Raw genomic sequence first — 16,319 nt, forward strand, 5'->3', positions numbered from 1 at the left:
ACTAGGTTTACGACAACAATGAGAGGCTGCTACAGTTGTAGCAGCCTCATTTTTATTTTGCGGATTCAGATGGATGTTCTTTTTCTTGTTTAGAAGGTGGTCCTTGATTCTCACGATGCTGTTGATCGAAAGCTGGCGAGTGTGGTGGAGGACCTTTCTTATCTGCATGCGGCGGCACGCTTTCACTTCGACGATCGTTCGGTTTTTGTTCAATTTTCTCCGCCGGTAGCTTTTGCTCCTGTTCGGATTTGTTTAAACGTTCTTTCTCCGTCCGCTTTTCTTGCGACGGCGTAGTAGGAACGATTTCCTTCTTCGGCTTTTGCAAATCGTCTTTCTGCTCCTGTACAGGCTTTTCCTCAATTGGATTCCTTTTACCTGCAGGTTGCTTTTCATTGAATGACTTTTCATCCTTCGTCGATTTGAATTGGTGAATCGACATCTTTTGCTTGTTTGCCACTTTTCTTTCCTCTGGCGTGCTTTCGGCAATTTGTAAGTTTAATTCGTCATGCTTCCCACGAACTTCCTGTACGGCGGCTCCAATCATCTGACTTGTCTTCGGCTCACTATCACGGTTCGGATAGATTGTCGTAATAACGATTCCTTTGTCAGGCACTGATGACTTCAATATTGCCATGTCGAGCACGTCCCGGATAGGATGGTCCTTCCATTCCGAAAGATGATTCGGCATATTTGCGGTTTCATTCAAATAGCGCAATGAAATGACATTTCCTTTTCCGTCTACCCCAAATTCCATCGCAGTATCGCCGTCTAATTGAACGTATGCCATCACTTTTTCATTCATTGGACTCCACGATGACACAATGAAAAACAGTAGAGCTACTGCAACTAGCACAGCTGCAACAAACTTCGGCTTCGCCTTTCTTCCTGCAATAAAAGGTGAAGCAACAGGACGAAAATATGCTTCCTCTCCAACTTCAGGTGGGTCCCCAATCGGAACGCCACGTACAAATTCGCCTTTCTCCGTCAGGAACACCATATAGTTATTTTTCTTTTCACAAACAATGCCTCTATTCGTCCGCATCATATGAGTTCCCCTTTGACGTATTCCTTTATGTACGTAAAATCGTTGTTCAACAACAGCACAACCGCAATAATATATTTTCGATGTCGTTCGATCGTTTTTCTAGAAACTTCAACAATATGTTCCAACTGCTTCATTGGCAGTCTTTTATTTTCAATTAGATGGTTAGTAAACTCAGGCGTCTCCACAATAATTTGGGCGATTTGAAACGCGGTCTTTCGGGAATCAGCATGTTTCGGCGACACTTCCGCAAGTTCTCGGAAAGACAAACCATATTCCTTCAGCAACGTGGCGTATTCCGCCATCTCTTCCCGACGTTCCTCAGCCCGTCGTTCTTCCGAATAAGATAAGATTGATGATTCGTCGAAGGCGTACTCGTGCGTACTAGCATCTTCATCGTTGTCTATCGATAACAGGACGTTCGCATTCCTCACTGCTTCTTTTCGTATATGATCGATTAGCCGTCGTTTTATTATTAGGTGGGCAAATGTATGTAACGACGCATTTTCTTTCGGGTCATAGTTCAACACGGCCTCGTGAAATCCGACCATCGTGACACTAAACTCCTCATCGCTTTCGTCAATAAATCGATTGCATACGAAAGAAGCCGTTTTTTTCATGAACGGAGTAAATGCGATGAGAAGATCGTTCATCACCTTCTCATCGCCAGTTTTCGCCTTCCATACAAGCTCATTCAATGCTGTATCAGACTTCTTGTTGAAAATCCCTTGTATGATGGACAAAAGCATCGACAACCCTCCGTTCCCATCAATTCCGATTGCCTATGATTCTAATAGGTGAAACGAAAAATGGAAAGCAGTAATCTATGGTAAATTAGTTTTCTTTCTCTGTTTTCTCTTTCTTTTGTTGTTCTTTTGCAGCTTTACGCTCTTCCTTTAATGCTTCGCGTTCAGCTTTTTGAGCCGCTTTCAATTCTTCACGTTGCTCTTTATGCTTTGCATTCAATTCAGCTTGAGCATTTTTCTCTTTCACTTTACCCGGTTTCTCTTCTTGTACCGGTGCTTCTTCTTTTTCTTGCTCTTCAACTTTAGAAGTCTCTTCAGTTTCCGGCGTTTCTTCTTTTACTTCTTCTTTACTTGATTCCACTACAGACTGCTTGCTTTCCCATTTTGCGATAGCGCGTTCCATATTACGTTTGATGGCCGCTTTTGCATTTTCATTTCCAGCTTGCTCATACGCTTTCGCTAGAGCAGCAAGATTTCCTGCTGTATAGCCTTCTGGAATTTCAGGGAGTTCGTTTTCATCAGTTTCAGTTGCTTCTTCTTTATCGGATTCTGTTGTTTCTTCTTCATTATCAGTTTCTGTTGTTTCTTCTTCATTATCAGTTTCTGTTGTTTCTTCTTCATTATCAGTTTCCGTTGTTTCTTCTTTATCAGTTTCCACTGTTCCTTCTTCATCCGTTTCAGGATCAGTGACGTGACCTGTTTCCGTGTCGGCTTCGATGTCCTTCTCCATGTCATCTACTTGCACGACTTCCTTCACCGGGCTTGTCTCTTCTACTGTGTCTTTGCCAAGTTCGCTAAGATCGATAACTTTTCCACCATCAGCTAGTGCATAACCTGCTCCGCTCACTGTCAATCCCGCAATAAGTAATGCCGCACCTGTTTTTCTCCACTTCTTTTTCATATCCATCACCTCATCTAAGTTGTTGTCCTTGTTCGGACATACTAGTTATTCGAAGGCGAATGTCGTTTTGAGGGGGTCGATGAAAAAAAAGATGGCAGGCACCGAGACGATTCATTTTCGTCGAAGTGCTGCCACATATTCAAAACAGTTTCGTACATATTAATTAAACACGCGTAATGCTTTCGACTCCCCTGCTTCTTCCTTTCATATGGCCCCAAATAATTAACGGAATGAGAAGTAGCGATAAATACATTCCGACAAATCCTAAAACTGCGTAGCTTGAGTAGGCGACGATGACACCCGATAGCAAACTACCTGCTGTGCCGGAGAGCGCGACCCATACGTCAACAGAGCCTTGCGTCTTTGCACGGGTTTTCAATTCTGTCGAATCTATAATAATTGCCGTTCCGCTAATTAACCCGAAATTCCAGCCGAGCCCAAGCAAGATGAGTGCCACTGCAAGCCAGAAGAAGGATTCACCTGGTGCAAAAGCCGCCAATAATCCAGAAATTGAAAGCGTAACACCTGACGCGATGACCATGAAAGTGCGTCCAAGCTTATCAACTAATATCCCCGTTCCGAGTGACGGCAAATACATCGCTGCAATATGAAGGCCGATTACCATTCCGACTGCAGACAGTTCGTTTCCATGATCTTGCATATGGACAGGCGTCATCGTCATAACAGCAACCATGACAAAATGCGATAAGATTAGCACCGATGCGCCAACTAGCACTCCTACGCGATTTACTTTCCGTTCAAGTACGTGACCTGCATCTTTTTTCTGCTGGTGCTTCTCTTGCGCTTCCGCAATCGCTTTTGCGACAAGGAACGGATCCGGTCGTAAAAAGATGAGAAACGTGAAACCTGCGAGCAAATAAGCAACTGCCGCTAAAATGAAAGGACCTGCTAAAGCAGGAATTCCAAGGACAAGCGCAACCTCACCCATCGGCTCCACTAAATTCGGTCCTGCAACAGCACCTAATGTCGTCGACACCATTGCAATACTGATCGCTGTCGCACGCTGTTTTTCATTCGCTAAATCAGTTCCTGCATAGCGCGCCTGAAGATTTGTCGAAGTTCCCGCACCGTAAATGAATAATGAAATGAACAGCAAAAACACATTGTCTAAAGTGGCCGCAAGTATGACGCCAAGCGCTCCAATTCCGCCGGTAATAAAACCGAGTGACAGACCGAAACGACGTCCCGACCGTTGCGAAATACGTCCGACCAAAAATGCGGCAAGCGCAGATCCGAGCGTAAACAAAGCTGCTGGAACGCCCGCAAAGCTTGCAGTGCCGAGCATATCTTTCGCAATGAGTGCCCCGACAGTTATACCCGCCGCAAGTCCCGCCCCACCAAAAATTTGAGACATAATTACGACGAGTAACGATCGCTTATACAATTTTCGTTGCGCTTCCGGTGAATGAATAACGTGTTCCATTTCCATTAACAACTTCCTCCGCTCTATATACCAATAAGGGTATTATATAGGACCGTTTTCAAATTTGCGAGATTACGAGTTCACACATAATTATTCCCCTATTGGAAAGACTATTTAATTGAATAAAGAAGGAGGAATGATCATGCCTAGGCCATTACCGAACGACTCTGCCGATAATGTCGACCGATTGAAGAAAACAATTAGCAATATGGAAGCGGCGAATGAAGCGGCGAAAACAGCAGAAGGCGCAGAACTCGCTTCTATTAAAGAAAAGAATGAGCGCCGTAAAGAAGCGATCGAAGGATTGCAAGAGGAAATCCATCAGGAAAACAAATCGCGGATCAATGGATACATTTAAAAAGAGGCACCCAAGCAATGTCGCGAGGGTGCCTACTTCTTCGCGTCTAGACTCCGGGCGCCAGAGACTCGGGTCATAAGTCGGCTCCGCTGCACGGCAAAGAACGCCGTTTCGCAAATCCGTCTTATGCCTGTCGTCTCTACGCAGGCGCCCTTCGCTTTTGTAATCAGAAAAACTTTGTCGTCCAATTTTCCCCGTTCCACACATCCGTCACGACACCGTCATAGAAATCAGGTTCGTGGGAGATGAGCAGGACGCTGCCCTTATATTCCTTCAACGCGCGCTTCAACTCAGCTTTCGCATCTACATCTAAGTGATTCGTCGGTTCGTCGAGCACGAGCAAATTCGTTTCTCGGTTAATAAGCTTGCAAAGACGAACTTTTGCCCGTTCTCCTCCGCTCAGCACTTTCACTTTGCTCTCGATATGTTTCGTCGTTAAACCGCATCGCGCCAGTGCAGCACGCACTTCATACTGCGTGAAATGCGGGAATTCATCCCACACCTCTTCCAAACAAGTGCGATTCGAATCCGTCTTCATTTCTTGCTCGAAATAACCAATTTCAAGATAGTCGCCAAGCTCGACCGAACCCGCAAGAGACGGGATTTCTCCGAGGATGCTTTTCAAAAGCGTCGTCTTCCCGATGCCATTCGCTCCGGCAAGTGCAATCTTCTGCCCGCGCTCCATCGTCAAATCGAGTTCTTTCGATAGCGGCTCATCATACCCAATGACAAGATCTTTCGTTTGGAATAAATAACGGCCCGGTGTACGAGCAAGCTTGAAATCAAATTGCGGCTTCGGCTTTTCTGCATCGAGTTCGATGATGTCCATCTTATCAAGCTTCTTCTGACGGGACATCGCCATCCGGCTCGTCGCGGCATTCGCTTTATTACGCGCCACAAAGTCTTTCAAATTGGCAATTTCCTTCTGCTGCTTTTTGAACGCCGCCTCTACTTGCTGTTTCTTCATTTCATGGACACGTAAAAACTCATCATAGTCCCCCGCGTACCGCGTGATCTGCTGATTTTCCATATGGTAAATCAAATTGATGACGCTGTTGAGGAACGGAATATCATGCGAAATGAGGATGAACGCATTCTCGTAGTTCTGCAAATAATTGCGAAGCCACTCAATATGCTCGACATCCAAATAGTTCGTCGGCTCGTCAAGGAGAAGAATATCCGGCTTCTCTAAGAGCAACTTACCGAGCAACACTTTCGTCCGCTGACCACCGCTCAAATCATGGACGTCGCGCTCGAGGCCAAATTCATCCAAGCCGAGTCCGTTCGCAACTTCATCGACTTTCGAATCAATGATGTAAAAGTCATTGTTCGTTAGCTCATCTTGCATTTGGCCCGTTTCCTCAAGCAGCTTCTCAAGCTCATCCGCATCGACTTCGCCCATTTTCGCGAAAAGGCCATTCATCTCCGCTTCCAAATCATAAAGATATTGAAACGCAGTCCTGAGCACATCGCGTATGCTCATCCCTTGCTGCAACACGACATGCTGATCCAAGTAACCGACCCGCACACGCTTCGCCCATGCGACTGTTCCGGCATCCGGTTCAAGTTTCCGGGTGATGATGTTCATGAATGTCGATTTACCTTCCCCATTCGCACCAATCAGCCCGATATGCTCCCCTTGCAATAAACGGAATGACACATCATCGAAAATCGCACGATCGCCGAACCCGTGACTTAAATTACTTACTGTCAATAAACTCATATATTGTACACCTTTTCCTTCTGTCAGAATAAAATCTTAATGCCCTTCATTATATAGCGGTTTTCCGAAAACGGATAGAGAGTTTTTTCATATGGCATGCAGCACACGGAGCGCATCGAGAATGCTATGAATAAAATCTGGGATCTCTCGCATATTGTCTTCATTGATTTTCGTCCTGAATTTCACTTCAATATTGTTCAAGTAACCGGGTTCATCCTCCCCGTACAGGAAACTCAACGTTTGAACGACGAGCACTTCATTTTCCCAAATGTCACTTAACGTCTCTTCAATTAGCTCGCACTGCTCGGCTTCACGTCGCCGAACGTGCTTTTGAAAGTGTAACGTCAATGAACAGCCAGGATTTCCACCAGGTGTTTCTAGTATTTCGTCCGCCAAGTCCTGCAAAGATGCTTCCAATATGATTTCAGCTGACACATCCTCTAGATGATAAAGCGTAAATTGAACAGCGAATCTCCTCGCAAGAATGGCAAAATCCATTTGATCCGATCGGTTGATAATCCTTATTTCACGCTCGATCGTATCGAGATCATACACACGGTTTTCAAATGCCACTTTCAGATTTTCAAAAACTGTCGGATCGTACATATCGGTTCCTCCAAAATAAATAATCGGTACTTTCAATGTAACCATAGTAGATAAGGAAAAGGAAATTGTTCTTGATATATTTGCCGAGCCATGTTAGATTGATGAATGGAAAATTTCATACGATTATTATATATGTATAACCTCAATAATACGGTTTGAGGGTCTCTACCAGGAACCATGAACTCCTGACTACAAAGGTAATTTACTTTGCAGTCGGGTTTTTTCATTATATAGAGGAGGATTTTTATGGATTTCAGAGTTTTCATCCTTGCGATATCAACGATTACGGTCGGGCTCGTTGAATTGATTGTCGGCGGCATTTTGCCGGTTATTGCAGATGATTTGAACGTTACAATCGGAACGGCTGGGCAGCTTATTACGATTTATGCGCTCATTTTTGCCATCGCCGGTCCGGTTTTATTATCGTTAACCGCAAAAGTTGAACGGAAAAAGCTTTATTTGCTAACAATATCAGTCTTTATTGCCGGTAATATTATGACCTATTTCAGCCCAACTTTTACATTTGTCATGATTGCTCGCATTATTACGTCGATGAGTGCGGCTCTACTCATCGTCCTTTCCTTGACAATTACCGCGCGGATTGTCGATGCTCCTCACCGTGCGAAGGCACTCGGTTATATTATCATGGGTATCAGTTCTTCCCTTGTGTTAGGCGTTCCGCTCGGTATTCTTATTACGAATGCGTTTGGCTGGCGTAGTGTCTTTTTGGGGATTGCTGTTCTTTCGATCGGCTCTTTCATTTTAATTTCTATATTCCTTGAAAAAGTTCCAACGGGTGAAGTTCAGCCCCTGTCCGTGCAGATCAAATCGCTTGCCAATAAAAAAATCGTCTTTGCCCACTTAGCGACGATGTTCATGTTGGCCGGCCATTATACCGTTTATGCCTACCTTACACCGTTCTTGGAAATGAATTTTAACCTGAACCAATATTGGATCAGCATCTGCTATTTCCTCTTCGGGATTGCTGCGGTCGGCGGCGGAGCGCTCGGCGGGAATCTTGCCAACTGGATTGGTTCAAAGAAAAGCATTCTCGTTATTATCGGGGCTTTCGCTTTAATTCTTTTCATATTGCCCTATTCGATATTCTCGTTTCCGTTCTTTATTGTCATCTTGATGTTTTGGGGCACGTTGAGCTGGGCTCTCGCACCCCCGCAGCAGGATTATATTATTGAGACCGATCCTGCTACGTCTGATATCCATCAGAGCCTGAACAATTCCGCTTTGCAAGTCGGGATTGCGATGGGCTCGGGAATTGGCGGACTCGTCTTAGGCTACACAGATTCTGTCAAAAACATGCCGATTGTCGGGGCAGGTGTAGTTGTCATCGCATTCATATGCGCTGTCGTTTCATTATCCATGGTAACTGGCAAGGCAAGGCGCACGAAAGAAACGCAGGTTGATTATCGGTAAATGAATATGAGGGGATCCCACCTATGCGTTTACACTCAAGGTGGGGTCCTTTTTAGTTTCGAGGAAGTGACTTAAAAGAAAAACGGAACTCGTTATACAAGTTCCGGATGTGACAACTTATTCTCCCAATAGATACGAAAGGTCAATCATTCCTTCAATATCGCTGCTCGTTACATAACCCGCTTCTTTGCTAATGTCCGCCATTTCTTGGATGACTTGCTCGTTCACCTCTGTCGTGACTTCAAGCTTTGCAAACGCGGCAGCTGTTTCTTCTTCGTTGATTGCCTTGCCTGTCAAATCTTGAATATGCTTAATGACCAAGGCTTGCGCTTCTTTCGGATTTTGTTGGATGAACTCCACCGCCCGTTTATGCGCTTGTAAATAAGCTTTCGCAAATTCTTTGTTCTTTAAAAACTCATCACTAGCCGCTACGACTGTGTTCGTAGATTCCTTGCCCCAAGCGAATTCATCCCAGTCGAGAATCAGCTTGCCGTTCGCCTGCGTTTCAAGGATATTTCCCCACGGTTCTTGCGTCGCCGCAGCATCTACGGAATTTTGGACGAATAGTGTAGCTGTGTCTGCCGGGGCTGCTGCAAATAATTCGACCGTTCCGCCATTCGACGTCGTTTCAAGATTTACCTCTTTCAACGCTTTTCGCAGCATGACGTCTTGTGTGCTTCCAATCACAGGAATAGCGACTTTTTTGCCGTCGAGATCAGCAAGCTCATTAACGCCGCCACCTTCACTCGCGACGAGCACTGCTCCTCCGTTCACAGCTCCAGAAATCAAACGGAAGCTCGGATTTTTCACGTAGAAGTTCAGCAATGGACCAGGTCCAACTGTACCGACATCAATCGATTTCGTCGTCATCGCTTCCATGAAAAGACCACCGTTGCTCACAGTCTTAGTTTCGATTTTTACATCTTCCCCAAATTCCTCTTCAAAATAGCCATTCTCCAAAGCGACAATCGTAGCGATATGCGTTAAATTCGGGAAGTATCCGATCTTCACCGTTTGGTTGTCTGACGAAGATGAGCCACATGCAGCTAGGATTCCCACTACTAACACGCTTAATATTGTAATGATCAATGACTTTTTCATTATCCATTTCTCCTTTTTATGCGGATCATGCCAGACCCCATTTTTTCTGTACTGAACGCTCCAAACGTAAAAACACGACATTATCCATAATTGTCCCGATCACCGCAATGATGATCATGACGGATATGACGAGGTCCATTTGACCGAGGGACCGGCCTGTTTCTAACAATTGACCTAGCCCTCCGCCTGAACCAAGCAGTTCTCCTGCCATCAATGCCCTCCATGAAAAGGCCCAAGCAATGCGAAGTCCCGATATCAATTGAGGGACGGAAGCCGGCAATATAACAGTTCGAATGAAATGAACCCCAGACGAGCCGAATGTTTTGGCGACCCGTTTGTACAACGTCGGCACATTTCGGAATCCGCTCGTCGCACTTACGGTCATCGTCCAAGTAGCGCCAATTGTAACGATGAACAGGATCGAGAAATCATTTAACCCAAACCAAATGATAGCTAGCGGAAACCAGACGATGCTTGGAATGGATTGCAAAGCCGTCACAAGAAAGCCGAGCGTATCTTCGACTACTTTATAACGCCAAATGAGATAGCCCATAATTAGACCTAAGATGATTGCAATAACAAACCCGGTAAGCAAACGGCTCATACTTTTCCCGATCGCTTCCAACATCTTCCCGCTCACGAGCCCGTTGAATAACGTCTCCAAAACTTGTGTTAATCGGGGAAACATGAAATCTGGCAATACCGAAAGTCTAGATGTGACTTCCCATATCACCGCTATCATTACGATGAAGATGATTCGTCTTAAAGCTGTAGTCATCACCCATTTCCTCCTTTAACACCTTTTCGATCTCACTTTCCAAAATGGATAAAATCCGCTGCTCCGTATGCAATGTCACACTGTCAGGTAAAATCCCATCCTTTGGTGACGGAACTCGAATGATTTCTTTCACTTTCCCAGGGCGAGTACCGAAAACGATTACTCTTTCCGAAAGCAATACCGCTTCCCGAATATTGTGCGTCACGAAAAAAATTGTCACTTTCGTTTTCTTCCATATGTCGATCAATTCCTTATGGAGCACCATTCGTGTTTGTTCATCGAGGGCTGAGAAAGGTTCATCCATCAATAAAATATCCGGTTCCATTACTAAAGCTCTCGCTATGGACACCCGTTGCTTCATCCCCCCTGAAAGTTGGTGTGGATAGGAATGGATATAGTTGCTTAGATGCACCATTTTCAACATGTCAATTGCTTTTGACTCGGCCTCTTGTTTCGGAATTCTTTTTAGCAGCAAGCCGTATTTCACATTTTCCAATACAGTAAGCCACGGAAATAGGCCGGCCTCTTGGAAAACGACGACCCGATCGGGACCAGGCTTCGTCACTTCATTGCCTGAAATACGGATGCTGCCTTTATCCAATTTCTCGAGTCCAGCAATCATGTAAAGGAGCGTCGATTTGCCGCATCCTGAAGGTCCGACGATAGAGACGAAGCTCCCTTTCTCCAAATTGATGTCGATGTCGTCCAGCACGAGAACTTGCTCGTTATTCTCATTGACGAAACTCTTCTCAACACCATCAATCGTTACGTACATTTATCACACCTCAACTTTTCTTATTCGTTTAGTCGGAATTAAATTTATGAAAAAATGGAGAGGTCTATGCTCTCCACTTTATTATTCGTAATCGAATAAATCACTCGACAAATAACGTTCACCGTTATCAGGTGCAATGCAAACAACTGTATCTCCCGGAGTCAATCGTTTCGCCACTTGCATTGCTGCATACACTGATGCTCCCCCGCTAGGTCCTAGCAACAAGCCTTCACGCGCCGCCAATTCACGGACGGTTTGATAAGCGTCTTCATCTTCAATCTTAAAGATTTCGTTATATACGGATGTATTTAAAATCGATGGAATGAAACCCGGACTCGTTCCAACTAGTTTATGCTTTCCTGGCTTTCCACCAGACAATACCGGTGATCCCGCAGGTTCCGCTACATGCACCGTAATATTACTATCGTATTCCTTCAAATATTCGCCGGTTCCCGTAACGGTGCCACCTGTACCCGCCGTACAGACGAAAGCGGTCAGTTTGCGATTTAACGATTCCATCGCTCTAATAATTTCCGGTCCAGTCGTATGCCGATGAATTTCCGGGTTTGCCTCATTTTCAAATTGCATCGGAATGAAGCTATTCGGAATTCCCGCCGCAATCTCCTCTGCTTTTTGAATGGCACCTGGCATTTTTAAATCACTAGGTGTCAACACGACCGTTGCACCGTATGCTTTTAATATATTGATCCTCTCCATTGTAGATGAGTCCGGCATGACGATAATCGTCTTATACCCTCTCGCAGCGGCATTCATCGCAATTCCGATACCTGTGTTTCCGGATGTCGGTTCAATGATTGTATCCCCCGGTTGCAATACACCCGCTATTTCCGCTTCGATTATCATATTGTATGCAGCCCGGTCCTTGACGCTTCTGCTTGGATTGAAATATTCAAGTTTCACATACACGTCAGCACCTTGCGGATCGGGAAGGCGATTTAACCTTACTAAAGGTGTTTCACCGATCAATTCGGCCATATTATTCACTACGCGCAAATCGTTCAACTCCTTCATTACATATGTTTAGTTGATTATAGCAAATTAAATCCTATAATGCATAGTAACTTAGTAGGTTTTAATTTTTTGTACTTTCCCCTTCTTATCGGAATATGATAATTCCAAAAGGAGGTATCACAGCATGACTGTTGTGAGAACAGACAATTGGATAGAAGAAGCCGGCGGGGACCCTTTCAAAGTATGTACACAGTTAATCCAATACTTCCCCACGGCTTCCGCCTCGGAAATCCATCATCACTTGACGATGTTTGGCATGTACATGTCTACAAAACAAGGAGAAGAGCTTAGTAAAAAGCTACGCAAAATTAACGCATGGGAAATCATATCTGATGAAATGGAGCAACTGCGTAGCAAATGGAAAGGCCCATCCGTCCCCGTCTTCATCTTTCCATCAGATTCCAATAATAAAGTTTTAGTTCGTGATTTCAACGGAAAATCAGGATTAGCTTATAAAGATAAGCTATTTTTATTTATTTCTCCCCATAATACGGAAACTGAAATTAGGGCGATATTGACACATGAATACAACCATGTATGCCGGCTGAACATGTTTCCTAAACGAGAAGATGACTGTACGCTACTAGATACAATCATCCTTGAAGGGTTAGCAGAAATGGCCGTTGAAGAAAGATTTGGCAAGGCCTCCACCTCCTTTTGGACTTCACTTTATTCAGAACGACAGTTGGCTAAGTTCTGGAAAGAATTCGTCTACCCGAACAGGAAGCAACTAAAAGATAGTGATACCCATGAAGAAGTGCTCTACGGTTTAAGTCGCTATCCATATATGACCGGATACGCTGTCGGCTATTATATAGTCCGAAACTTCTTAAAAGGTACAGACTATCGAACAGAAGACTTATTGACCCTTAAATCGGCAGAAATTGCACAACTTTAAAGGTCATATGTATCGGTGTGTTTGTCCTCCCTGAAGAAAAATCCTTCACATATGATGTATTATGTTCAATCGAAATGGGGTGACAACACGATGTCAGTTCAACATTATCATTCCTTATGCAGTAGGCATATCGGAAGAGCCGTCGTAATCGGAACTCGAGATGGACGAACCCATAGAGGGATCATTCAAGGTGTCAGAGGCAATAGAGTCTTTTTAGAACCATTCGGTCGCCAAAGAAATTTGGGCGGATTCGGATATGGATTTAGAGGCGGCGGATTTAGCTTTGGGCGTGGGTTTGCATTCGGTGCAGGCATTGCACTTGGCTCAATCGTAACGTTCGCTTTGCTCCCTTTCTTCTTCTGGTAATAAAACAGTAATTACATGAAGGTCTCTCATTACAATTGTAATGAGGGACCTTCTTTTATTATTCATTCATACAACTTTATTCGAGGCGAATTCCGTCGAATCTTTTTCATCGGCATATTAGGAAAATTAAGTTATTATGATTGTAAGGGAGGTGAGTAAGTGAAGCAAATTACAAATGAACTAATTAGTTGTATTGATCAAATGACGGATGAAAATGTAGCTGAAACGCGAGAACGGGTTAACAAGTTATTTGACTTTATCGAGCTATCAATTACATTGTGGGGAACGATTCCATCGATAACTATTGCGGTGGAACCTGAAACTAACGCCCTAGAAGATATTCATAGTTTGGAAAATGAAACGTCACAAAAAATGATTGTCACGAGTAGTATCGACGACACGAATCTCGGAACGCCGATGGAAAGAAAATTGAAAGGTGGCATATTAAAAGGAAAGCACGGGGATATATATGTCCCTGAAAAGATTGTCCGCATGCACGGGTTTGAACATGGAGATTATATAGAAGCAATTGGGGATCGTATGAAAGACCTTGTTTTTATTAAAAGAAAAAATAGTGTAACGAAACATGAAAGTAATAGAGTTGAAATCGATTATTGTGTTATTACGAAAACTTCAGATGGACTATTAGTTGCTGATCAAATGATTACAGATGGAAAATTAACACGAATAAAACTCGACGGCGAATCGCCTTATCAATTTTTAATTAGCCAACGAGATATTGATAATTATAGTTTGAAAGACGGAAGCGTCGTGTCAATTGCGTATCATGAATCGGACCCTTTATCGTTTCGTGTCGTCTGGTGTTATCCGGAGCATACGAATGAATACGCAAGACCTGAACCGAAGCCGTCCAGTTTTTACAAAGACAATTCAGCGAAAAAAGAAAATGTATGGACTGATATTGAATTAAACCTATTAAAAGATAAGAAGATTGTTATTATCGGAGCCGATTTTAGAAGCGCAGATTTCATGCCGTTAGCTGAAAACGGAAATTTTACATTAGATATTTTTAGTGGAGACGAAAGTAAGAATCGCATTAAAGCAGCTGTCAAAAATAAGGACTTAATCATTTCAGCAAGTGAGCATTCATCTCATCGCAGCAGCGGCTTAGCGAAAGAATGTGCCAAAAAGTACAAAATCCCATTCCGCGCAGCCCCTACGAGTCAATCATCGATAAAAAAGGCGATGATCCACGGAATTAAAGAATCCTATATACCTTTTCATTCTTTTTTCTAATGGAAGTGCCGGGAACTGGAATGTCCCGTTCCCAGCACTGTTTTTTCATTTCTCTTCTTCCGGTTCATCACTGCCCCGATAGCGCTTATACGGCAAGACATTCCATGTACGATAATCGAAGTCTTCAGCGCGGAGCACTTTCGGAATATCGCCGAGGATCTTTTTCGCCACTTCAAGCTCCCTCGTCGCTTCTTCTTTATCTTGATACATGAATTCATCTGAAGCGACTTCTGGTGCCTGCTTTACTTTTTCCTCTAAGTCCTCAATGACCATCTGTTGCTGCGTTTGCAATGATTCCCTTGCATCCATTACCCATTCCGGCTGCATGCCCCGATTCGTATCCCCTACACTCGAATACTCCTCGAAAACTTCCTGATAAATTCGGTCGGCATTTGCACGCACGTCCAAATTGACCGCTTCTAAATCGTCATTCGTTAATTCTTCCACGGTTAACGGTGAGGTCCGCTTCCGTCCTCCGAGCCTTGTCCGCTCCAAATAGAACGGGAACATGCTCTTAATCGTCTTCCCTACTGGCGAGATAGCGCTTCCAAATTCATCGAGCCCTTTCGGCTGAATACCTTGGATCGCGATTCTTGCTGATTCCGGACGGACAATTTCCTTCGGCGGCATAATGCCATGGCGAAGCATTTCACGGATTCCGGTGCCGGAAATATTGATTCGATATTGGTTGTCATGTGGACAAGACTGCTCTGTCGCAGGACTGTCGCAACGCGTGCAGTAAAATACTTCATGGAAAAGTCGTACGTCAATGCCGAGCTCTTCCGGTTTGAATTGGTCAAAAATGCTATGGCTCGCATATTTATCGTAATAATCGCCGATTCCTGCATGATCCCGGCCGATGAGCGCATGTGTACACCCGTAGTTTTTCATAATTAATGCATGCAGCACCGTCTCCCGCGGTCCGGCAAAAATATACGTCACCCGCAACGGAGAAAGGATTGACCGCCCTTTCGGATAATACGTGTCAAGCACGCTCCGATACGCTAACATCCGGAACTCATGACGTGTATATTCACGTTTCGCCATTTCAACTAACGGTTGCAAAAGTAACCCGTCGATTTCTTCCAACGCATTTTTATGGATATATTCATGGCCTCGATGCAAAGGATTCGCCCCAGTTATAAATCCTGCTACCGAGCGGAACTTCTTCACTTCATAAAATTCATGCCACGTATCTTTCGGCTCCAATCGTAGCTTTTCAAACGGCCCCCAATCGACACGGCGCAATAACCGGATCGGACCGCCTAAAGCGACATCCCCCATTCGTCTGTAAATCGCATCCACCCCTGGATGATCCCGACTTGTCGTACCAAACAAATGAAAAGCCCGATGTTCTTTATCATAATCAAAAATATCGTCAATCTTCAAAATTGCGACTGGCTCGTTCTGCTCGTCAGAAAGCGCGACTTCATCCCCCACGGAAAGCGCTTGAATAATTTCCTTGTTGCGGTTGCCGATCGGTGCAAAGCTAAGCGGAACCGGCCAAACCGTCCCGTTCGCCAACCTGCCTTCTTTCAAAACAGACTTATAGTCAGCCTCATTCATGAACCCCTCATTTGGAGACAATACGCCTGTTGCAATCATTTCAAGCGTAATGACCGCTTCCAAATCCACCATGATGGACGGAAGCTCCTTCGCCCTCTTCAGCTCATCTTCCCTTTCTTGCCCCGTCAACACTCTGTCCACTAATTTTCCCCCATGTGGCTGTTGCGGGTAATTGGCAAATCGATTTTCTCCCATATTCGTCTCCTCCTCATTCCCTTACTTTGAATAAAGTATTATTCTCTTTTGAATGTTAACATACTTTCGAACTTACCAAAAGTACATTAATTAAAATGAT

Annotated in this window: 16 protein-coding genes and 1 riboswitch; of the genes, 5 read left to right on the forward strand and 11 right to left on the reverse strand. The window is 44.3% G+C overall.

Annotated features, from left to right (window positions below):
* Nucleotides 1–52: 52 nt before the first annotated feature.
* The 4 genes from QM454_RS02535 to QM454_RS02550 form a co-directional block, all read right to left on the reverse strand.
* Nucleotides 53–1,045: an anti-sigma factor domain-containing protein gene (locus tag QM454_RS02535; protein ID WP_432361147.1), complete on the reverse strand. Its 993-nt coding sequence runs from the start codon at nucleotides 1,043–1,045 to the stop codon at nucleotides 53–55.
* Complete coding sequence (sigI, locus tag QM454_RS02540) at nucleotides 1,042–1,791, reverse strand: RNA polymerase sigma-I factor (protein WP_432361150.1); 750 nt, start codon at nucleotides 1,789–1,791, stop codon at nucleotides 1,042–1,044. Before sigI ends, QM454_RS02535 begins: the two co-directional genes overlap by 4 nt.
* A gap of 85 nt (nucleotides 1,792–1,876) precedes the next feature.
* Nucleotides 1,877–2,689, reverse strand: a complete 813-nt coding sequence (locus QM454_RS02545) for a hypothetical protein (protein WP_432361153.1) — start codon at nucleotides 2,687–2,689, stop codon at nucleotides 1,877–1,879.
* A 163-nt stretch (nucleotides 2,690–2,852) separates the two neighbouring features.
* Complete coding sequence (locus QM454_RS02550) at nucleotides 2,853–4,139, reverse strand: MFS transporter (RefSeq protein WP_432361155.1); 1,287 nt, start codon at nucleotides 4,137–4,139, stop codon at nucleotides 2,853–2,855.
* 136 nt (nucleotides 4,140–4,275) lie between these two features.
* On the opposite strand from QM454_RS02550, the gene QM454_RS02555 reads away from it, so the two are divergent.
* Nucleotides 4,276–4,491 carry a small, acid-soluble spore protein tlp gene (locus QM454_RS02555; RefSeq protein ID WP_432361158.1) on the forward strand — a complete coding sequence of 72 codons (216 nt, stop codon included), beginning with the start codon at nucleotides 4,276–4,278 and terminating at the stop codon, nucleotides 4,489–4,491.
* Nucleotides 4,492–4,657: 166 nt separating this feature from the next.
* Here the strand turns inward: QM454_RS02555 and QM454_RS02560 are convergent, their stop codons facing one another.
* Both QM454_RS02560 and QM454_RS02565 read right to left on the reverse strand, forming a co-directional pair.
* Nucleotides 4,658–6,214: an ABC-F family ATP-binding cassette domain-containing protein gene (locus tag QM454_RS02560; protein WP_432361160.1), complete on the reverse strand. Its 1,557-nt coding sequence runs from the start codon at nucleotides 6,212–6,214 to the stop codon at nucleotides 4,658–4,660.
* Between the two features lie 87 nt (nucleotides 6,215–6,301).
* On the reverse strand, nucleotides 6,302–6,820 hold the full coding sequence (locus tag QM454_RS02565; protein WP_432361163.1) for a hypothetical protein: 519 nt from the start codon (nucleotides 6,818–6,820) through the stop codon (nucleotides 6,302–6,304).
* A gap of 112 nt (nucleotides 6,821–6,932) precedes the next feature.
* A riboswitch (purine riboswitch) is annotated at nucleotides 6,933–7,032 on the forward strand.
* 34 nt (nucleotides 7,033–7,066) lie between these two features.
* On the opposite strand from QM454_RS02565, the gene QM454_RS02570 reads away from it, so the two are divergent.
* Nucleotides 7,067–8,251, forward strand: coding sequence for an MFS transporter (locus tag QM454_RS02570; protein ID WP_432361166.1), 1,185 nt, complete (start codon nucleotides 7,067–7,069; stop codon nucleotides 8,249–8,251).
* 117 nt (nucleotides 8,252–8,368) lie between these two features.
* Here the strand turns inward: QM454_RS02570 and QM454_RS02575 are convergent, their stop codons facing one another.
* From QM454_RS02575 to cysK, 4 genes are all read right to left on the reverse strand, one after another.
* Nucleotides 8,369–9,352, reverse strand: a complete 984-nt coding sequence (locus QM454_RS02575; protein WP_432361169.1) for an ABC transporter substrate-binding protein — start codon at nucleotides 9,350–9,352, stop codon at nucleotides 8,369–8,371.
* A 25-nt stretch (nucleotides 9,353–9,377) separates the two neighbouring features.
* Complete coding sequence (locus QM454_RS02580) at nucleotides 9,378–10,130, reverse strand: ABC transporter permease (RefSeq protein WP_432361172.1); 753 nt, start codon at nucleotides 10,128–10,130, stop codon at nucleotides 9,378–9,380.
* Nucleotides 10,063–10,905 carry an ABC transporter ATP-binding protein gene (locus QM454_RS02585; RefSeq protein ID WP_432361175.1) on the reverse strand — a complete coding sequence of 281 codons (843 nt, stop codon included), beginning with the start codon at nucleotides 10,903–10,905 and terminating at the stop codon, nucleotides 10,063–10,065. The genes QM454_RS02580 and QM454_RS02585 overlap by 68 nt, the downstream gene beginning before the upstream one ends.
* A gap of 81 nt (nucleotides 10,906–10,986) precedes the next feature.
* Nucleotides 10,987–11,919, reverse strand: a complete 933-nt coding sequence (gene cysK / locus QM454_RS02590; RefSeq protein WP_432361178.1) for a cysteine synthase A — start codon at nucleotides 11,917–11,919, stop codon at nucleotides 10,987–10,989.
* A 142-nt stretch (nucleotides 11,920–12,061) separates the two neighbouring features.
* Between cysK and QM454_RS02595 the strand changes: the two genes are divergently transcribed.
* The 3 genes from QM454_RS02595 (at nucleotide 12,062) to QM454_RS02605 (ending at nucleotide 14,458) form a co-directional block, all read left to right on the forward strand.
* Nucleotides 12,062–12,835: a DUF2268 domain-containing protein gene (locus QM454_RS02595; protein WP_432361181.1), complete on the forward strand. Its 774-nt coding sequence runs from the start codon at nucleotides 12,062–12,064 to the stop codon at nucleotides 12,833–12,835.
* 90 nt (nucleotides 12,836–12,925) lie between these two features.
* On the forward strand, nucleotides 12,926–13,201 hold the full coding sequence (locus tag QM454_RS02600; protein WP_432361184.1) for a hypothetical protein: 276 nt from the start codon (nucleotides 12,926–12,928) through the stop codon (nucleotides 13,199–13,201).
* 159 nt (nucleotides 13,202–13,360) lie between these two features.
* On the forward strand, nucleotides 13,361–14,458 hold the full coding sequence (locus QM454_RS02605) for a hypothetical protein (protein ID WP_432361187.1): 1,098 nt from the start codon (nucleotides 13,361–13,363) through the stop codon (nucleotides 14,456–14,458).
* A 45-nt stretch (nucleotides 14,459–14,503) separates the two neighbouring features.
* On the opposite strand, the gene QM454_RS02610 is transcribed toward QM454_RS02605, so the two are convergent.
* Nucleotides 14,504–16,219 carry a sulfate adenylyltransferase gene (locus tag QM454_RS02610; protein WP_432361190.1) on the reverse strand — a complete coding sequence of 572 codons (1,716 nt, stop codon included), beginning with the start codon at nucleotides 16,217–16,219 and terminating at the stop codon, nucleotides 14,504–14,506.
* Nucleotides 16,220–16,319: the final 100 nt, after the last annotated feature.

Source organism: Sporosarcina sp. UB5 (assembly GCF_050859005.1).
In the GTDB taxonomy this organism is placed as follows: Bacteria; Bacillota; Bacilli; order Bacillales_A; family Planococcaceae; genus Sporosarcina.